Source organism: Chromobacterium sp. LK11 (genome assembly GCF_001043705.1).
GTDB lineage: Bacteria > Pseudomonadota > Gammaproteobacteria > Burkholderiales > Chromobacteriaceae > Chromobacterium > Chromobacterium alkanivorans.
Genome location: NZ_LDUR01000031.1, coordinates 13,790 through 31,833, shown reverse-complemented (window position 1 = coordinate 31,833; position 18,044 = coordinate 13,790). Strand labels below are relative to the sequence as shown.

15 protein-coding genes are annotated in these 18,044 nt (G+C 67.0%); 10 read left to right on the top strand and 5 right to left on the bottom strand.

Annotated elements, in window-relative coordinates; all coding sequences use genetic code 11:
- Positions 1–115: 115 nt before the first annotated feature.
- Positions 116–1,162 carry a PotD/PotF family extracellular solute-binding protein gene (locus tag VK98_RS18380; protein WP_231589322.1) on the bottom strand — a complete coding sequence of 349 codons (1,047 nt, stop codon included), beginning with the start codon at positions 1,160–1,162 and terminating at the stop codon, positions 116–118.
- A gap of 356 nt (positions 1,163–1,518) precedes the next feature.
- A complete protein-coding gene (dusA, locus tag VK98_RS18375; RefSeq protein ID WP_048415434.1) occupies positions 1,519–2,523 on the bottom strand; it encodes a tRNA dihydrouridine(20/20a) synthase DusA in 1,005 nt (334 codons plus the stop codon).
- Between the two features lie 475 nt (positions 2,524–2,998).
- Here dusA and VK98_RS18370 point away from each other — a divergent pair, with 475 nt between their 5' ends.
- The 10 genes from VK98_RS18370 (at position 2,999) to VK98_RS18325 (ending at position 16,116) form a co-directional block, all read left to right on the top strand.
- Positions 2,999–5,026 (top strand): glycoside hydrolase family 3 protein, encoded by a 2,028-nt coding sequence (locus tag VK98_RS18370; protein WP_048415428.1) that lies wholly within the window; start codon positions 2,999–3,001, stop codon positions 5,024–5,026.
- Between the two features lie 247 nt (positions 5,027–5,273).
- Complete coding sequence (locus tag VK98_RS18365) at positions 5,274–6,035, top strand: helix-turn-helix domain-containing protein (protein WP_048415427.1); 762 nt, start codon at positions 5,274–5,276, stop codon at positions 6,033–6,035.
- A 182-nt stretch (positions 6,036–6,217) separates the two neighbouring features.
- Positions 6,218–7,147 (top strand): DMT family transporter, encoded by a 930-nt coding sequence (locus VK98_RS18360; RefSeq protein ID WP_048415433.1) that lies wholly within the window; start codon positions 6,218–6,220, stop codon positions 7,145–7,147.
- 44 nt (positions 7,148–7,191) lie between these two features.
- Positions 7,192–8,013 (top strand): 3-keto-5-aminohexanoate cleavage protein, encoded by an 822-nt coding sequence (locus VK98_RS18355; RefSeq protein ID WP_048415426.1) that lies wholly within the window; start codon positions 7,192–7,194, stop codon positions 8,011–8,013.
- 159 nt (positions 8,014–8,172) lie between these two features.
- A complete protein-coding gene (locus VK98_RS18350) occupies positions 8,173–8,841 on the top strand; it encodes an alpha/beta hydrolase (RefSeq protein ID WP_048415425.1) in 669 nt (222 codons plus the stop codon).
- Between the two features lie 12 nt (positions 8,842–8,853).
- Positions 8,854–10,056: a 3-oxoadipyl-CoA thiolase gene (gene pcaF, locus VK98_RS18345; RefSeq protein ID WP_048415424.1), complete on the top strand. Its 1,203-nt coding sequence runs from the start codon at positions 8,854–8,856 to the stop codon at positions 10,054–10,056.
- A 52-nt stretch (positions 10,057–10,108) separates the two neighbouring features.
- Positions 10,109–11,320, top strand: a complete 1,212-nt coding sequence (locus VK98_RS18340) for an aminotransferase class I/II-fold pyridoxal phosphate-dependent enzyme (protein WP_048415423.1) — start codon at positions 10,109–10,111, stop codon at positions 11,318–11,320.
- Complete coding sequence (locus tag VK98_RS18335; RefSeq protein WP_197083098.1) at positions 11,313–12,524, top strand: MFS transporter; 1,212 nt, start codon at positions 11,313–11,315, stop codon at positions 12,522–12,524. The genes VK98_RS18340 and VK98_RS18335 overlap by 8 nt, the downstream gene beginning before the upstream one ends.
- 17 nt (positions 12,525–12,541) lie before the next feature.
- Positions 12,542–14,146: a carboxyl transferase domain-containing protein gene (locus VK98_RS18330; RefSeq protein ID WP_048415422.1), complete on the top strand. Its 1,605-nt coding sequence runs from the start codon at positions 12,542–12,544 to the stop codon at positions 14,144–14,146.
- A 5-nt stretch (positions 14,147–14,151) separates the two neighbouring features.
- Complete coding sequence (locus VK98_RS18325; protein WP_048415421.1) at positions 14,152–16,116, top strand: biotin carboxylase N-terminal domain-containing protein; 1,965 nt, start codon at positions 14,152–14,154, stop codon at positions 16,114–16,116.
- A 68-nt stretch (positions 16,117–16,184) separates the two neighbouring features.
- Here the strand turns inward: VK98_RS18325 and cyoE are convergent, their stop codons facing one another.
- From cyoE to cyoC, 3 genes are read right to left on the bottom strand one after another with little or no spacing between them, the layout of a single operon-like run.
- The gene (cyoE, locus tag VK98_RS18320; protein ID WP_048415420.1) at positions 16,185–17,090 is read right to left on the bottom strand and encodes a heme o synthase; all 906 of its coding nucleotides are present in this window, start codon (positions 17,088–17,090) and stop codon (positions 16,185–16,187) included.
- A gap of 22 nt (positions 17,091–17,112) precedes the next feature.
- Positions 17,113–17,433, bottom strand: coding sequence for a cytochrome o ubiquinol oxidase subunit IV (gene cyoD, locus VK98_RS18315; protein ID WP_048415419.1), 321 nt, complete (start codon positions 17,431–17,433; stop codon positions 17,113–17,115).
- Entirely contained in the window at positions 17,430–18,044 is a 615-nt protein-coding gene (cyoC, locus tag VK98_RS18310; protein ID WP_048415418.1) for a cytochrome o ubiquinol oxidase subunit III, read from the bottom strand. The genes cyoD and cyoC overlap by 4 nt, the downstream gene beginning before the upstream one ends.

Sequence of the window (18,044 nt, the reverse complement as noted above, 5' to 3'; positions counted from 1 at the left end):
GCGAGACAAGGCGAAAACGGCTGAGAAAGCGGAATGTACACGTGGTACATGAGCATTTCGAAGCCGTTTTCAACGCCGTATCGCCGACGCGCAGCAGACTTTGCTCAAAACAAGCTTAACGGCTGACCTTCACTTCCGTCCACATCCGCGCCAGCGAGCGCCGCTCCGCCGGCTTCAGCTCGCGCAACACCGTCCATTTTTTCACGGTGTCCGGCGTCGGATCTATCACCGGATGGGCCTTCAGATCCGCGCGGAAAAAGGGCGCGGCGGTCTTGACCGGATTGGTCGCGCCGTTGAGATTGGTCAATTGGGCGGCGTTCTTGCCGTCCAGCATGAAATTGATGAACTGATGCGCCAGGTCCGGACGCTTGGCGCTGGCCAGCACCGCCATGGTGTCCACGCCCAGCTCATTGCCTTCCTTCTGCGCCACGTTGGCGACGCGGAAGCGGCGCTTGGCCTGGCGCGCGTCCTCGGCGGCCTGGAAGAACTCGGTGGAATAGCCCAGCGACACCCAGATATTGCCCACCGCCAGCTCTTTCAGATAACTGGCGTTGGAGAAGGTGGCCCAGTAAGGCTTGGCCTGCTTGATCACCGCCTGCGCCGCGCGGTAGTCGGCCTGGCTGGCGGTGTTGGGGTTCTTGCCCAGGTAGAACAAGGCGGCGGCGAACACCTCGCGCGAGCTGTCCAGCACCGTGACCTTGCCCTTGATCTTCTGCAGCACCTTGGGATCGAAGATCACCGACCAGCTGTGCGGGTCTATGCCCAGTTTCTGCAGGCGCTCCGCGTTGTAGCCCACCGAGGTCAGCGACAGCACCGTGGGCACGGTGTAGCGGTTGCCCGGATCGTAGCTCTGGGACAGATAGGCCGGGTCGACATTCTTCAGATTCGGCAGTTTGGCGTGGTCCAGCGGCTGCAGCAGCTTCTGCTTGCTCATCGCCTCGATCACGAAGCTGGACGGAAACACCATGTCGTAGCCCTTGGCCCCGGCCGCCAGCTTGGCCAGCATTTCCTCGTTGTCGCCGTAGTAGTTCTGCACCACGCGGCAATCACAGCTTTTCTCGAACTGGCGGAGGATGGCGTCCGACAGCGAGCCGCTCCAGTTATAGATGTGCAAGATGTCCTTGGGGCCGGCCCAGACGGCGGACGACAGGACGGAGGACAATAGGACAAGCTTCAGCGGTTTCAATTCGGGTTCACCTCCAGACGGCCATGACCAGCATGGCGAACAGAAAAGGCGGCAAGCCGCCATGGCGGGCTTCCCTTTGGGAAGTCCCGCGACTGAGAAGCTGTTCAAAGTCCGCCTAGCGTCGAGAAGCCTTGCGTTCAGAACGCCCATGCGCCTTTGGCGCATTGCGTTTCTTCAGCGGTTTCCGTCTTGTCTCGCGCTAGCCGGCGAGACTTTGAACAGGCTCTTAAATACGGCGGCGTCGGCCCTGCCTCGGCGAGAACAGCGCTCTCGCCTTGCTACAGCAGACTCCGGCGCCGCGAATCCGTTCCTGGCCGCGGCGGCCAGGCGGTTTATTCCGCGCGGCGGGCGGTGCCCAGCGTCGCTTCCAGCGCCTGTTGCAACAGGCGCTCGTCGGCGCCGTCCAGCAGTTTGGCGTCGGACAACATGCGCCGCCAGTTGCGCGCGCCGGGAATCCCCTGGAACAGGCCCAGGATGTGGCGGGCGATATTGCGCGTCTTGTGGCCCTCGCTCAGCCGCGCCGCCACATAGGGCATCATCGCGGCCACCACCTGCTCGCGCTCCGGCGCGGCGGCGGCGCCGTAGTAGCGCTGATCCCAATTCGCCATCAGCCAGGGGTTGTGGTAAGCCTCGCGCCCCACCATCACGCCGTCGACGTGGCGCAGATGCTCGTCGATCTCGGCCTGGCTCTTGACGCCGCCGTTGATCAGGATCTCCAGATCCGGGCGCTCCCGCTTCAGCCGGTAGACGTAATCGTACTTCAAGGGCGGGATTTCGCGGTTTTCCTTGGGACTCAGGCCCTTGAGGATGGCGTTGCGCGCGTGCACGATGAAGGTGCGGCAGCCGGCGTCCGCCACCTGGCCGACGAAGTCGCTCAGATAATCGTAATGCTCGATGCGGTCGATGCCGATGCGGTGTTTGACCGTCACGTCGATGGACACCGCGTCGCGCATCGCCTTGACGCAGTCGGCCACCAGTTGCGGCTCGGCCATCAGACAGGCGCCGAAAGCGCCCTTCTGCACCCGCTCCGACGGACAGCCCACGTTCAGATTGACCTCGTCGTAGCCCCATTCCGCCGCCAGCCTGGCGCAACGCGCCAGTTCCGCCGGCTCGCTGCCGCCCAGTTGCAAGGCCAGCGGGTGCTCCGCTTCGTCGAAACGCAGATGGCGCTCGACGTCGCCGTGCAGCAGCGCGCCGGTGGTGACCATCTCGGTGTACAGCCAGGCCTGCCGGGTGATCTGGCGCGCGAAATAGCGGTAGTGGCGGTCGGTCCAGTCCAGCATCGGCGCCACCGACAGCCGGCGCGCCGGCAGCCCGCCGCCGCTCTCCTTAGCCATAGAATGCTTCACCCCGCCGTCCTGCATCGTATCCATATCCACCCGAAACCAAATCGTCGCCCAGCGCCGGCGGCAAACCGGCCCGCAAGCGCGCTAAGCGTTTGAAAAAAGGCATGAATTATCCTCCCGCAGCCGAGCAAGGGTCAAGTATTTAGACAAAAACGCCGAGCAATCAAGGGGATGCGGCGCTTGCGGCGCGGCGATTCGCCGCCGCAGGCAACTTTTTCAGAAATTGAATTTCATAAGCTTTAGCCTCGGCGGCCTCTGCTTCGCCCCGAACGCTCCCTGGCAGGGGCGTCCGGCGCGGCCACTCAATTCCAACCAAAACAATTCACAAATGAATATATTCATAAAAAGAGAACCCAGCCCCCGCTGCTGTCCGCGGGTCCGGCCCTAGCGCCGGACCCACGTCAAAAGCGGCAAGGCGGGCCTGCCCGTCATTCCGGATGTTTCCACTTCACCACAAGGTTGAGCCATGTCCAAACCCCACTTCCCGCGCCTGCCGGCGCTGATGCTGCTGCCGGCGCTGCTAAGCGGCTGCCTGGAGCAGCCCAGCGTCGAACAGCAAGCCGCGCGCATCGTCGAACAAATGAGCACCCGCGAGAAAATCGGCCAGAAAATCATGATGGCCTTCCGCTACTGGTGCCCTGACGATCAACCCGCCTGCACCGCCGGCATGACCGAACTGCCGGACGCGGCCAGCCGCGCGCTGCGCGACAACGCCATCGGCGGGGTGATCCTGTTCGCCAACAATCTGAGCGATTTGCAGCAAACCCGTCGCCTGTCCGAGCAGATCCGTCGGGCGCGGCCGCAAAACAGCCCGGTCGGCCTGTTGATCGGTTCTGACCAGGAAGGCGGCAACGTCTTCCGCCTGCCGCGCCCGCTGGCCACCAGCTTTCCCGGCAATATGGCCTTGGGCGCCGCCTATCAGGCGACGCAGGACAGCGGCCTGGCCCGCGACTCCGGCCGGGTGCTCGCCGCCGAAATCCGCGCCGTCGGCTTCAACGTCAACTTCGCGCCGGACGTGGACGTCAACAGCAACCCGCTCAACCCGGTGATCAATGTCCGCGCCTACGGCGACGACCCGGCCACCATCAGCCTGCTGGGACAGGCCACCACTCAAGGCATGCGCGAACAAGGGGTGATCGGCTCCTTCAAGCACTTCCCCGGCCACGGCGACACCGCCACCGACTCCCACTACGGCCTGCCGGTGGTCAATAAGTCGCGCGCCGACGCCTACGCCATCGACCTGGCGCCCTACCGCCAGGCCATCGCCTCCGGCCAGGCGCCGGAGATGATCATGACCGCCCACATCCAGTATCCGGCGCTGGACAGCAGCCTGATCACCGCCCGCAACGGCGAACGCATGATCGCGCCGGCGACGATGTCGCGCAAAATCCAGCACGATCTGCTGCGCGGCGAGATGCGCTACCAGGGCGTCACCGTCACCGACGCGCTGGACATGAAGGGCATCAGCGATTTCTTCGAGCAGGCCGACGCGGTGATCAAGGTGTTCCAGGCCGACGTCGACATCGCGCTGATGCCCACCGAGTTCCGCACCGCGGCGCAGGCCGGCCGGCTGCGCCAGCTGATAGACCAGGTGGCCGCCGCGGTGGCGGACGGCCGGATCAACCGCGCCGAGCTGGACCGCTCGGCGCGGCGCATCGTGGCGATGAAGCTGCGCAACGAGGTCACCCCTGCCGGCGAGGCCAAGCCGCTGCCGGAACTGAGCACCATAGGCGGCGCGGAGCACCGCGCGGTGGAGGACAAGATCACCCGGCAATCCATCACCCTGTTGCGCAATCAGGGCGCGGCGCTGCCGCTGCGCTCGCCCAGCCAGCGCATCTTCATCCTGACGCCCTGGGGCGAACAGGCCGAGGCGATGCGCCGTCGCTTCGATGAGAAGGGCTATCGCCAGGTCAGCGGCGCCAAGCTGAGCGCCACGTCGTGGGAGGCGCAGAAGCAGGCGATCGATCAGGCCGACGTGGTCGTCATCGGCACCCTGGCCACCGGCGTCAGCCCGGTGGAGCGCAACGGCGACCCCAACGCGCCGGCCTTCGCGCCGCGATTGAAGCGCAGCCTGCAGGCCGAGCCGTCGTCGGCCGCCGGCAACGGCTCCCTGGTCTTCAATGTGGCGGAAGACCTGCCCGCGCCGCAAACCCGTTTCGCCCGCAGCCTGTCCGCGCCGCCGCTCAGCGAGGCGCAGCAAATGCGCAATGCGATGGAATACGCCAAGCGGCAAGGCAAGAAGCTGATCCACGTAACCCTGCGCGCGCCTTACGACGTGATCAATTACGACGATCTGGCCGACGCCACGCTGGCCACCTACTCCTACTACGGCTATGAGAACGGCCTGCGCGGCCCGTCGATGCCGGCGCTGGTGGACGTGATGCTGGGCGCGAACCCGCCCGGCGGCAAACTGCCGGTGGCCATCCACGCGCTGGATGAAAACGGCCAGCCGGGCGCGCTGCGTTACGCGCGCGGGTTTGGGCTGAGTTTCTGACGAAGCATCGCTCTTCTTAACCATCCACCTGCACACCGCGGCCCTCCGGCCGCGGTGTTTTCTTTCGTCCCCACGGCGGGCGGCTCCGCCGCGCCAAGGCATTCGCATTGAAATAGACACAATTTATACTGTATGAATATTTTGTGCGCTGCAGTATTATGAGCCTGAACCGACGGCTGAAGACGCCCGCACAACAGGGCCGCAAGCCGCGCGGAACCGGGCTACCCTCAAATAAGAAAGCAAGCGCATGGCCATAGAATCCAATGACGCCCTGCCGGACTTCGCCGCGTGGAGCATGTCCAAGGACTTTCCCAGCGGCCATCAAATCGGCCGCCACCAACACCGCGAAGGCCAGTTGATTTTCGCCGTTTCCGGCGTGATGGAGCTGTCCACCGCCGACGGCCTGTGGCTGGTGCCGCCTCAGCGCGGCGTCTGGATGCCGCCCGCGGTGGAACACAGCATGCGCGCCCGCGGCACGGTGTCGCTGCGCACGCTGTACATCCAGTCTCCCCACTACCTGGCGCAGTTGCCGCTTTGCTCCAGGGCCATCGCCATTTCGCCGCTGATGCGGGAACTCATCATCCGCCTGATGCGCACTCGCGGCATTCCGCACGCGGACCAAAAGGAAGGCCGCTTGCTGGACTTGCTGATAGACGAAATCGAATGGTCTAACGAGACCGCCCTGCCGCTGCCGCCGCTGGGCGACCCGCGCTTGCAGCGCGTGTGCGCGGCGATTCTGGCCAATCCCGGCGACCGCCGCGGCCTGAACGAATGGGCGGAGCTGGTCGGCGCCTCCAGCCGCACGCTGGCGCGGCTGTTCCAGCAGGAGCTGGGGGTGTCCTATCTGTACTGGCGTCAGCAGGTGTGCGCGATGTCGGCGCTGCCGCGGCTGGGCGCCGGCGAGCCGGTGACCCTGATCGCCTCCGACCTGGGCTATGAAACGCCCGGCGCCTTCTCCGCCATGTTCCGCCGCATCATGAACGCGGCGCCCAGCCAGTACTTCTCCTGAGCTCGGGCCGGCTCCCTGGCCGGCCTCTCCTCCGCCCCGCCCGTCCGCGCGCCGACGCGGTTTTGTCGCAGCGCAGCATGATTGTCCGTTTTGAAGCAGTAATTGTCCGCTTGCAAGAAGCCTGAACCAAACCGTTTCAATATGATAAATGGCTATTGAAACCGCTGTCTGGCCAGGTGACCATGTCCCATCCAAGCTATAACGCCAAACGCTACTGGCTGCTGATTCTGGCCGCCACCTTTCTGTTCGGCTCCACCTTTCCCACTTCCAAGATCGTGCTGTCGGAAATGCCGCCCCTGTGGGCCGCGGTGGCGCGCTTCACCGCCGCCGCCGCCGGCATCGTGCCCATTTTGCTGTGGCAGCGCTTCCGCTATCCGCGCGCCTTCGTCCGCCCGCGCCCCTGGGGCGTGCTGGCGCTGATCGGGCTGCTGCAGACCGCCGGCTCGATGGGCTTTCTCAATATCGGGCTGCGCAGCACCACCCCGGCCAAGGCCGCCATCCTGATGGCCTGCACTCCGCTGATCGTCGCCCTGATGTCGCGGCTGGCGCTGAAGGAAAAAATCCATCCGCTGGCCGCCGTCGGCCTGGCCCTGGCCTTCTTCGGCGTCGCCGTCTGCATAGGCTTGAACAAGCTGGACGGCTTCGGCGCCGGCGACGCGCTGGTGCTGTGCGGCGCGGCCTGCTGGGCGGCGTCCACGCTGGTGATCAAGGGCAGCCGCATCGTGATCAACGTCTGGGCGCTGACTTTCTGGCAAATGCTGGTGGGCTCGGCCTGCCTGGCGCTGCTGGCCTGGGCCGGCGGAGAAATCCCGACGCCGCCGCACAGCCAGCGGGTGCTGGCCGCCTTCCTGTGGCTGGCGCTGCCGGCCACCACCGGCGCGATGGCGCTGTGGTTCATGGCGCTGGACCTGGGCGGCGCGGTGCGCACCAGCGGTTTCCTGTTTCTGTCCCCGCTGTTCGCCACCCTGATTTCCTTCGCCGCCTTCGGCTATTCGCTGTCGCTGCATGAATTGATCGGCGGCGTGCTGATCGGCGTCGGCATTTATCTGGTGTCCAAGCGCCCGGACGCCGCCGCGCAGCCGCAAACCGCGCCCGTCGGCGACAAGATCTGAACACCGCAGCTTTTTCCTCTTTCATTCACATGAGCGTTCCCACCATGCAAAAACTCATCATCACCGCCGCCGTCAACGGCGGCATCACCAGCCGCCAGAAACATCCGGGCGTGCCGTTTTCGCCGGAAGAAATCGCCCAGGCCGCCTATGAATGCTGGAACGCCGGCGCTTCGGTGGTCCACATCCACGCCCGCAACCCGGACGGCACCCCCAGCTACGACGCGGACATCTACGGCGATATCGTCCGCCGCATCCGCGAGCGCTGCGACATCCTGATCAATCTGAGCACCTCCGGCCTCAACCTGCCGCCGCAGCTGGAGAAGAAGGAAGCCTGGAACCATCTGTCCTTCCGTCCGGACATCGCCTCCTTCAACTGCGGCTCGGTCAACCACGGCAGCAAACCCTTCATCAATCCGCCGGAGCTGGCGCGCGCGCTGGCGCTGGACATCCGCGAATACCGCGCCAAGCCGGAGATCGAGGTTTACCACCAGGGCATCATCGGCGAGGCGCTGAAGTTGCAGGAAGACGGCTATCTGAGCGGCCCGCTGTGCTTCAGCTTCGCCATGGGCATACAAGGCGGCGCGGCCGCCACTTGCAAGAACCTGCTGCATTTCGTCGAAAGCATTCCGCAGGACAGCGTGTGGTCGGCGCTGGGCATAGGCAAACACCAGCTGGCGATCAATCTGCACACCCTGCTGCTGGGCGGCCATGTGCGCACCGGCCTGGAAGACAACGTCTATTACCGCTACGGCGAACTGGCCCGCGACAACGCCCAATTGGTGGAGCGCCTGGCGCGCCTGGCCGGCGAAGTCGGCCGCGAGATCGCCTCTCCCGCCGAAGCCAAGCAGATTCTGGGCATCCACTAAGAACATGTTTACGTTCTCGCGAGCAAGAGCGAGACAAGGCGAAAACGGCTGAAGAAGCGGAGTGAGCATACGGTGCATGAGCATTCTGAAGACGGTTTCAACGCCGTATCGCCGACGCGCAGCAGATCGTAACGCCAAGCCATTCAAAGGACACACTATATGAGCACGATCGATCCCAATCCGCACAAAGAACAGGGCCTGGAAATCTACGGCGCGCCGCTGAACCAGGCCAAACTCGCCGTGGTGTTGCTGCACGGCCGCCGCCAGAGCGCCCAGGACGCCTACAAGAACGGCGAGGCCATCGGCCTGGCCGACGTCGCCTACATCCTGCCCAGCGCCAAGGACCGCACCTGGTATCCGCACAGCTTCATGGCGCCGCTGGACAGCAATCAGCCCTCGCTGGACCAGGCGCTGGATTGCGTCGCCGCCACCATAGAAGAGCTGCGCGGCTACGGCTTCGCCGACCGCCAAATCGTGCTGATGGGTTTCTCCCAGGGCGCTTGCCTGGCCGCCGAGTACATCTATCGCCGCCCCGGCCCGATAGGCGGGCTGATCGCCTTCTCCGGCGGCCTGTTCGGCCCCGACGAGGCCGCCTGGGGCGCGCCGTCCGCGGCGCTGGACTTCCCGGCCTTCTTCGGCACCAGCGACAGCGACAGCTGGATGCCGCTGGAACGCATCGAGCGCAGCGCCGACGCCTTCCGCCGCGCCGGCGCCGAGGTGGATTTCCGCGTTTACCCGGACATGCCCCACCACGTCTGCGCCGACGAGATCGACGCCGCGCGCGATCTGCTGTCCGCGCTGCTGCAACCGCAAACCAGCCTGAGCTGAAAGGAGACCGCGATGACCGACGCCTTCATCTGCGACGCCGCGCGCACCCCCATCGGCCGCTTCGGCGGCGCCCTGTCCGGCGTGCGCGCCGACGATCTGGCCGCGGCGCCGCTGCGCGCGCTGCTGGAACGCAATCCGGGCCTGGACCCGGCGGCAATCGACGAAGTGATCCTGGGCTGCGCCAATCAGGCCGGCGAGGACAACCGCAACGTGGCCCGCATGAGCCTGCTGCTGGCCGGCTATCCGGAGAGCACCCCGGGCCTGACGGTGAACCGCCTGTGCGCGTCCGGCCTGGACGCGGTGGCGCTGGCGGCGCGCGCAATCAAATCCGGCGAGGCCGAGCTGCTGATCGCCGGCGGCGTGGAGTCCATGTCGCGCGCGCCCTTCGTGATGCCGAAATCGGAAAAGGCCTTCGGCCGCGACATGCAGATCTACGACACCACCATAGGCTGGCGCTTCGTCAATCCGGCGATGGAGAAGCAATACGGCGTGGACACCATGCCGGCCACGGCGGAAAACGTGGCGCGGGAATTCGGCGTCAGCCGCCAGGATCAGGACGCCTTCGCGCTGCGCAGCCAGCAACGCTACTTCGCCGCGCTGGAAACCGGCGCCTTCGCCGAAGAGATCGTGCCGGTGGCGATTCCGCGCCGCAAGCAGGACCCACTGATCGTCAGCCGCGACGAGCACCCGCGCCAGACTTCGCTGGAGGATCTGGCCAAGCTCAAGGCGCTGTTCGGCCCGGAGTCCAGCATCACCGCCGGCAACGCCTCCGGCGTCAACGACGGCGCGGCGGCGATGATCGTCGCCTCGGCCGCGGCGGCGCAACGCCACGGCCTGCGTCCGCGCGCGCGGGTGCTGACTTCGGCCAGCTCCGGCATCGCGCCGCGCATCATGGGCGCGGGCCCGATCGAGGCCAGCCGCAAGGCGCTGCGCCAGGCCGGCCTCGGCATCGAGGACATCGACGTCATCGAACTGAACGAAGCCTTCGCCGCCCAGGCGCTGGCGGTCACCCGCGCGCTGGGCCTGCCGGACGACAGCGAACGGGTGAACCCCAAGGGCGGCGCCATCGCGCTGGGCCACCCGCTGGGGATGAGCGGCAGCCGACTGGTGTTGACCGCCGCCGCGCAATTGCAGGCCGGCGGCAAACGCTACGCGCTGTGCACCATGTGCGTGGGCGTTGGGCAGGGCGTGGCCCTGATTCTGGAACGGGTATAGGCCGGACGGGGCGGCCATCGCGGCCGCCGCCAAACCATACGAGGGGGGAAACATGCATCAACACGCCAATATCAAAAAAGCCATCCAGTTGAGCAACAGCTTCTGGGACATCACCACCCAGGCCGGCATGGCCAATATCGTCACCCGCAACCTGGGCGACGGCCGTCACGAGGCGGTGTCCAACGGCCGGCGCTTCGTCAATATGTCGTCCTATTCCTATCTGGGCCTGGACTCGCACCCGGACATCCTGCAAGCGGCGGCGGACGCGGTGCTGAACACCGGCTCGCTGAACACCTCGATTTCGCGCATCCGGGTGCAGTTCGACATCCTGCAGCAGGCGGAGGACGCGCTGGCGGAGCTGGTGGACGCGGAAACGCTGACCGTGCCGTCCTGCGCTGCCGCCGCCGCGGCCGCCCTGCCCCTGCTGGCCTCCGGCGCGCTGACCGAAAACGTGCCGCCCTTGATGGTGTTCGACAAGAATGCCCACTTCTGCCTGAACATGATGAAGCCGATCTGCGCCGACGAGGCCGAGATCCAGACCATACGCCACAATGATCTGAACGCGCTGGAAGATCTGTGCAAAACCCATGCGCGCGTGGCCTACGTCGCCGACGGGGTCTACAGCACCGGCGGCATGGCCCCGGTGCCGGAGCTGCTGGCGTTGCAGGACAAATACGGTTTGTTCCTGTTCTTCGACGAAGCCCACGGTCTGTCCACGCTGGGCCGCCACGGCCGCGGCCTGGTGCTGGAAACCATGGGCGGCATCAATGAGCGCACCTTGATCGTCACCTCGCTGAACAAGGGCTTCGGCGCGTCCGGCGGCGCCATCTTCCTGGGCCCGCGCCACGACGCGGAGCGCCGCAAGCTGGCCACCCGCTTCGGCGGCCCGGTGACCTGGTCGCAGCGCATCAACACCGCCGGCCTGGGCGCCATCATCCAGTCCGCGGCCATTCACCGCTCCGAGGAGCTGCCGCGGCTGCAACAGCGGCTGCAAGACAATATCCGCCTGTTCGACCAACACGTGGCCTCGGACAACAGCGGCGAGCCGCTGCCCATCCGCTTCGTCTCCATCGGCTCGGAGGAAAACACCATTTTCTACGCCAAGAGCTTGCTGGAAGACGGTTTCTACACCTCGCCCATCTTCTTCCCGGTAATCGCCAAGGGCCGCGCCGGCCTGCGCATCATGATCCGCGCCAATATGACGACGCAGGAGATCGAACGCTTCGCCGCCTGCCTCAATCAGCTGCGAGCCGCTCATGAATGAGAAAACCCTGAGCGTTCCGCAAACCGCGCTGGCGCAGCCGGCCGGCCGGCTGATGGCGCTGGCCTGCCTGATCGTGTTCATGGCGCAGATGGCCACCACCGTGTATCTGCCGTCGCTGCCGGCGGTGATGCGGGAGCTGGCGATGAGCCAGAGCCTGGTGGAGATGTCGATTTCCGGCTATGTGGTGGGCGCGGCCTTGCCGGTGCTGTTCTGGGGCTCGGCGGCCGACCGCTGGGGCCGGCGCGGGCCGCTGCTGATGTCGCTGGCGCTGTTCGTCGTCTGCAGCCTGTTGCTCGCCTTCGTCTCCAGCGCCGTCGAGCTGCTGGCGCTGCGGGTGGCGCAAGGCATCGCCGGCGGCGGCGCGGCCATCATCGCCCGCATCATCGTGCGCGACCACTGGCGCGGCGACGATCTGGCGCGCAAATTGTCCGTGCTCTCCATCGCCTTCATCACCGCGCTGGGCGGCGGCCAGTTCATCGGCGGCCTGATCGGCAAATACAGCCACTGGGAAGCCGGCTTCGCCTTGATGGCGGCCACCGGCGCCGCGGCGGCGCTGCTGACCATGGGCCTGCCGCTGCAAGCCGGCCGCCCGGCCGCCGCGGCCTCCGGCCCCAGCCCGTACTGGCGCATCCTGCGCCGCCCCGGCTTCCTGTGGCCGGCCTGCGCCGGCGGTCTGGGCTTCGCCACCACGGTGACTCTGCAAGAGGTCAGCCCCTTTGTGTTTCAGGAGCACTTCGGCCTGGAAGTGGCCGGCTTCGGCAACGTCGGCCTGTTGATCGGCCTGTCCTACTTCAGCGGCGCCATGGTGGTGAACCGCCTGGTGGCTCGCGTGGGCGGGCTGCGGCTGATGCGCGCCGGCGCGGCGCTGCTGGCCGCGGCCACGCTGGCCATGCTGCTGGGCTGGCACCTGGGCCTGCTGGAGCGCTTGCCCGGCCTGTGGCTGTTCATCGGCCTCTACTGCCTGACCATTTTCGGACAGGCGGTGCTGTTTCCCAACAGCATGGCCACCGCCGTCAGCGACGCCAAGGAACACGGCGCGCACGCGATGGCGCTGTGCGGCTTCCTGCAACAGGGGCTGGCCGGCATCGCCGCCACCGGCTCGGTGCTGCTGCATCACGACGGCGCCTGGACGCTGGCGGTGGCCGCCCTGGGCCTGTTGACCCTGTCCCAAGTGCTGTTCAAGGTGCGCGCGCGCGCCGCCTGAATCGAGGAAGCTTATTCATGTCCCGTATCGAATCCCGCGTTCCCGCCTCGGGCGAGGCGTTTGAACGCAATGTCGAAGCCTACCGCCAGCTGCGCGAGCGCATCGCCGCCGCCCGCGACGCCGCCGTGCAAGGCGGCGGCCCGGAGGCGCGCGCCAAACAGGCGGCCAAGGGCAAGCTGTCGCCGCGCGAGCGCCTGTCGCTGCTGCTGGACCCCGGCACGCCCTTTCTGGAGATCGGCCAACTGGCCGCCCACGAGGTTTACGACCACGCGGTGCCTTGCGCCGGCATCGTCACCGGCATCGGCATCGTCGCCGGCCACGCGGTGGCGGTGTTCGCCAACGACGCCTCGGTCAAGGGCGGCACCTATTACCCGCTGACGCTGCGCAAGCATCTGCGCACCCAGCAGATCGCCCGCGAACAAGGCCTGCCCTGCCTGTATCTGGTGGATTCCGGCGGGGTCTACCTGCCCTTGCAGGAAGAAATCTTCCCGGACGAGCAGCACTTCGGCCGCATTTTCCGCAATATCGCCGAAATGTCGGCGCTGGGCCTGCCGCAGATCTCGGCGGTGCTCGGCTCCTGCACCGCCGGCGGCGCCTACATCCCGGCGATGAGCGACGAGACCATCATCGTGCGCGGCAACGGCTCCATCTTTCTGGGCGGCCCGCAACTGGTGCGCGCCGCCACCGGGGTGATCGTGGACGCGGAAACCCTGGGCGGCGCCGACGTGCATACCCGCGACAGCGGGGTGGCCGACCACTACGCGCTCAGCGACGAGCACGCGCTGCGGCTGATGCGCGACATCGTGGCGCGGCGAGGCAGCGGCCGGCAATACGCGCCGCCGCAAGCGCCGCGGCCGCCGCGTTACGACCCGGCGGAGCTGGCCGGCATCGTCAGCGCCAACCCGCGCGAAGCGATTCCGGCGCGGGAAATCCTGGCCCGGCTGCTGGACGACTCCGCCTTCGCCGAATACCGCGCCCGTTTCGGCGCCACCATTCTGTGCGGCACCGGCCACATCGGCGGCTATCCGGTGGGCGTGCTGATCAACGACGGCGTGCTGTTCTCGGAGAGCGCGCAAAAAGCGGCCAACTTCATCGAACTGTGCGCGCAGCGCGGCATTCCGCTGCTGTTCCTGCACAATATCAACGGCTTCATGGTGGGCGCGGAATACGAGGCCGGCGGCATCGCCAAGCACGGAGCCAAGATGGTCAACGCCGCCTCCTGCGCCCGCGTGCCCAAATTCAGCATCCTGATCGGCGGCAGCTACGGCGCCGGCAATCTGGCCATGTGCGGCCGCGCCATCGGCCCGCAGTTGATGGCGATGTGGCCCAACGCCAAGACCACGGTGGTGGGCGGCGAACAGGCGGCGACGGTGCTGGCGCTGATCCGCGCCGAGCAACTGGAGAAACAGGGCAAGGCCTGGACGCCGGAAGAAGAGGAAAGCTTCAAGCGCCCGATCCGCGACGCCTACGAACGCCAGGGCCAGGCGCTGTACGTGGCCTCGCGCATGTGGGTGGACGCCATCGTCGATCCGGCCCAGACCCGCGAATGGCTGGCGCTCAGCCTGGCGCTGGCCGCCGCCGCCCCCGTCCAAGACACCCGCTTCGGCGTTTTCAGGATGTAAACACCATGTTCAAACGAATTTTGATCGCCAACCGCGGCGAGATCGCGCGCCGCATCGCCCGCAGCTGCCGGCGGCTCGGCATCGAGCATGTCGCCGTCTACTCCAGCGCCGACGCCGACGCCGCGCATCTGGAAGGCGCCGCGGAACGGCGCTGGATAGGCGAGGCCCCGGCCAGCGCCAGCTATCTGAACGGCGAGGCCATCATCGCCGCGGCGCTGGCCAGCGGCTGCGAGGCCATCCATCCCGGCTACGGCTTTCTGTCGGAAAACGCCGACTTCGCCCGCGCGGTGGCCGCGGCCGGCCTGGTCTTCATCGGCCCGGACGCCGACACCATCGCCCAGATGGGCGACAAGGCGCGCGCCCGCCAATTGATGGCGGCGGCCGGCGTGCCGGTGACGCCGGGCTCGGCCGAGGCCACCGAATCCTACGGCCTGATCCTGGAGAGCTGCGCCGAGATCGGCTATCCGGTCATTCTCAAGCCGGTGGCCGGCGGCGGCGGCAAGGGCATGCAGGTGGTGTGGGAAGAAGCCGCGCTGCGCGAGGCGGTGGACGCCGCGGTGCGCGTCGGCCGCTCCAGCTTCGGCGACGGCCGGCTGCTGGTGGAGCGCTACATCGCGCGGCCGCGCCACCTGGAAGTGCAGGTGTTCGGCGACCGCCACGGCAATGTGGTGCATCTGTTCGAGCGCGAATGCTCCTTGCAACGCCGCCACCAGAAAATCATCGAGGAGGCGCCGGCCTGCGCGATGCCGGCCGCCACCCGCGCCGCGCTGCTGGACACCGCGGTGCGCGGCGCCGCGGCCATCGGCTACCTCAACGCCGGCACTTTTGAATTCATTCTGGCGCCGGACGGCCAATTCTATTTCCTGGAGGTGAACACCCGCTTGCAGGTGGAGCACCCGGTCACCGAGGCCGTCACCGGCCTGGACCTGGTGGAATGGCAGCTGCGCGTGGCCGCCGGCGAAGCCCTGCCGCTGCGCCAAGAGGAGATCCGCGCCGACGGCCACGCCATCGAATGCCGGATTTACGCCGAAGACCCGCTGCGCGAGTTCGCGCCCATGCCGGGCAAGGCGCTGCTGGCGCGCTGGCCGCAAGCCTGCCGCGTGGACGCGGCCTTCGACGGCGACGGCGGCGAGGTGCCGGCCTTCTACGATCCGATGCTGGCCAAGCTGATCGCCCACGGCGGCAGCCGCGGCGCGGCGCTGGACGCGTTGCAGGCCGCCGTGCGCGACACCGCGCTGCCGGGCCTGAGCAGCAATCTGGGCTTCATCGACCGGCTGCTGCGCGAACCGCGGGTGCGGGCCGGCCAGCTGGACACTCATCTGGTCGACCAGCTCGCCGCCGCGCCGGAAGCCGCGCCGCAGGCCGAAGCCGTCGCTTGCGCCGCCGCCGTCGCGCTGGCCCTGGCCTGCGTCGAAACGTCTTCCCCCTGGCAGGGCGGCGTCGGCCCGCACGACCGCGCCGCGCTGGACCCGGACGCGCCCTTGGGCCGGCTGAGCTATCGCGCCGGCGCCGCGCGCTGGCAGGCGCGGCTGCTGGAGCGCTCCGGCGCCCATGCCCGCGTGGCGGTGGCGGAGCGGAGCCTGCAAGTGAGGCTGCGCCGCGACGGCGAGTTGTGGAGCGGCGAGGTGGACGGCTTGCGCTGGAACGCCCTGCCCTGCGGCGACGATATCGAGCTGACGGTGGGCGGCCATAGGCTGCGCTTGCAGGCGGAGCAGCCGGAAACGGCCGAGGCGGACGCCGACGCCGGCCAACGGGTGGCCTCGCCGATGCCGGGCACGGTGGTGGCGCTGCCGGTGGCCGTCGAGCAGCGGGTGGAAGCCAATCAGGTGCTGGCCGTCGTCGAAGCGATGAAGATGGAAAACCGGATCTACGCGCCGCGCGCCGGCGTGGTCAGCGCGCTGCACTGCCGGGTGGGCGACATCGTCGCCGCCGACCAATTGCTGGTCAGCGTCGCGGCCGACGAGGTCTGAGCATTCGTCCGCCCAGCCATGAAAAAAGCGCGGGCCACGGCCCGCGCTTTGTCTTGGCTTGCTTGCGTTCAGGACTGAGCGGACGCGCTCAGCCCGGCCAGCTGCTGGCGTTCCGGCTGCCGGAAATCCACCGCCATCATCACCGACAGCGCGGTGATGGTGATGATGGAGAAGAAGAACACCTGACGCGCCCAGACGCGGTCGTCGGTGCTGCTCTTGTAGCCGGACAAGGCCATCTTCAGCCACCACAGGCTAGTGGCCCCGGCCACCGCCAGATAGCCGTAGCCGGCGTAGCCGCCGAAGGCCAGCATCGCGGTGGCGGCGCCGAAGGCCAGGATGTAGAGCACGATCTGGCGCTTGGCGCTGGAAATGCCCTTGACCACCGGCAGCACCGGAATCCCCGCCGCCTGGTAGTCCTGGAAGCGGAAGATGGCGATGGCGTAGGAATGCGGCATCTGCCACAGACAGAACATCAGCAGCAGGATGGCCGCGCCGGCGTCGAAACGGCCGGTGACCGCGCAGTAGCCGGCCACCGGCGGCACCGCGCCGGACAAGCTGCCCACCAGGGTGCCGTACACCGAATGGCGCTTCATATAGAGGCTGTACACCCCCACATAGATGACGAAGCCGAACAGCACGCAGCCGAAGGCCAGCGGATTGGTCCAACGCCACAGCGCGTAGAAGCCGGCCAGCCCCAGCAGCAGGCCGTGAGCCAGCGCCGCCCGGGTGCTCATCGCGCCGGTGACCAGCACCCGCTTGCGGGTGCGGGCCATCTTGGCGTCGATGTCCTGGTCTATGCAGTTGTTGATCGCGCAGCCGGACGCCACCACCAGCGAGAGGCCGGCCAGCGTGGCCAGCAGCAAGCCCCAGTCAACCCGGCCCTGGGCCGCCAGCAGGAAACCGCCGACGGCCGAGATCAGGTTGCCGAAGATGATGCCCGGCTTGGTCACCTGCAGATAACGCTTGAATTTCAAGACGATCTCTCTCAAGCCCGCCTCAACGCATCATCAGCGCGTCGGCGGTGTAGATGATCCAGATCGACAGCCCGACCAGCAGCACGATCACCATGCCGGTGAACAGGAAGGACATGGTGTTGAGCTTGCCCTCCTTGCTGAAGTCCAGGTGCAGGAAATACTTCAGGTGCACCACGATCTGCACCACCGCCAGCGCGAAGATGCCTATCGCCGTCGCCTGCGGCGTGAAGGCGCCGCCCATCACCATCCAGAACGGGATGGCGGTGAGCACCACCGACAGCAGGAAGCCGATCAGATAGCTTTTCACGCTGCCGTGCGCGGCGTGTTGATGTGCCTGGCTCATCCCATGGCTCCTTTCAGGTAGACGACGGTGAACACGCAGATCCACACGATGTCGAGGAAGTGCCAGAACAGCGACAGGCAGTTCAGGCGCGTCATCGCGCGGCCGGTCAGGCCGGTCTTGGCCACTTCCATCATCATCACCGCCATCCAGATCAGGCCGGCGGTCACATGCAGGCCGTGCAGGCCCACCAGGCCGAAGAAGGCCGACAGGAAGGCGCTGACCTGCGGACCGTGGCCCTCGGAGATCAGATGGTGGAACTCGTTGATTTCCAGGCCGATGAAGGCCGCGCCGAACAGGAAGGTCATGCCCAGCCAGCCCAGCACCGCGGATTTGTTGCCCTTCTGACCGGCTATCATCGCGAAGCCGTAGGTGATGGAGGACAGCAGCAGCGCCGCGGTCTCCACCAGCACGTATTGCAGATCGAAGATCTCCTTGCCGGACACGCCTTCCGCCACGTTGCGGAACAGCACGGCGTAAGCCGCGAACGCGCTGGCGAACAGGATGCAGTCGGTCATCAGGTAGAACCAGAAGCCCAGCACGGTTTGCGAACCGCTGTCGTGGTGCCCGTGGTCCTCATGCGCTTCGTGCGCGTCTTTTACATAAGTCGTCAT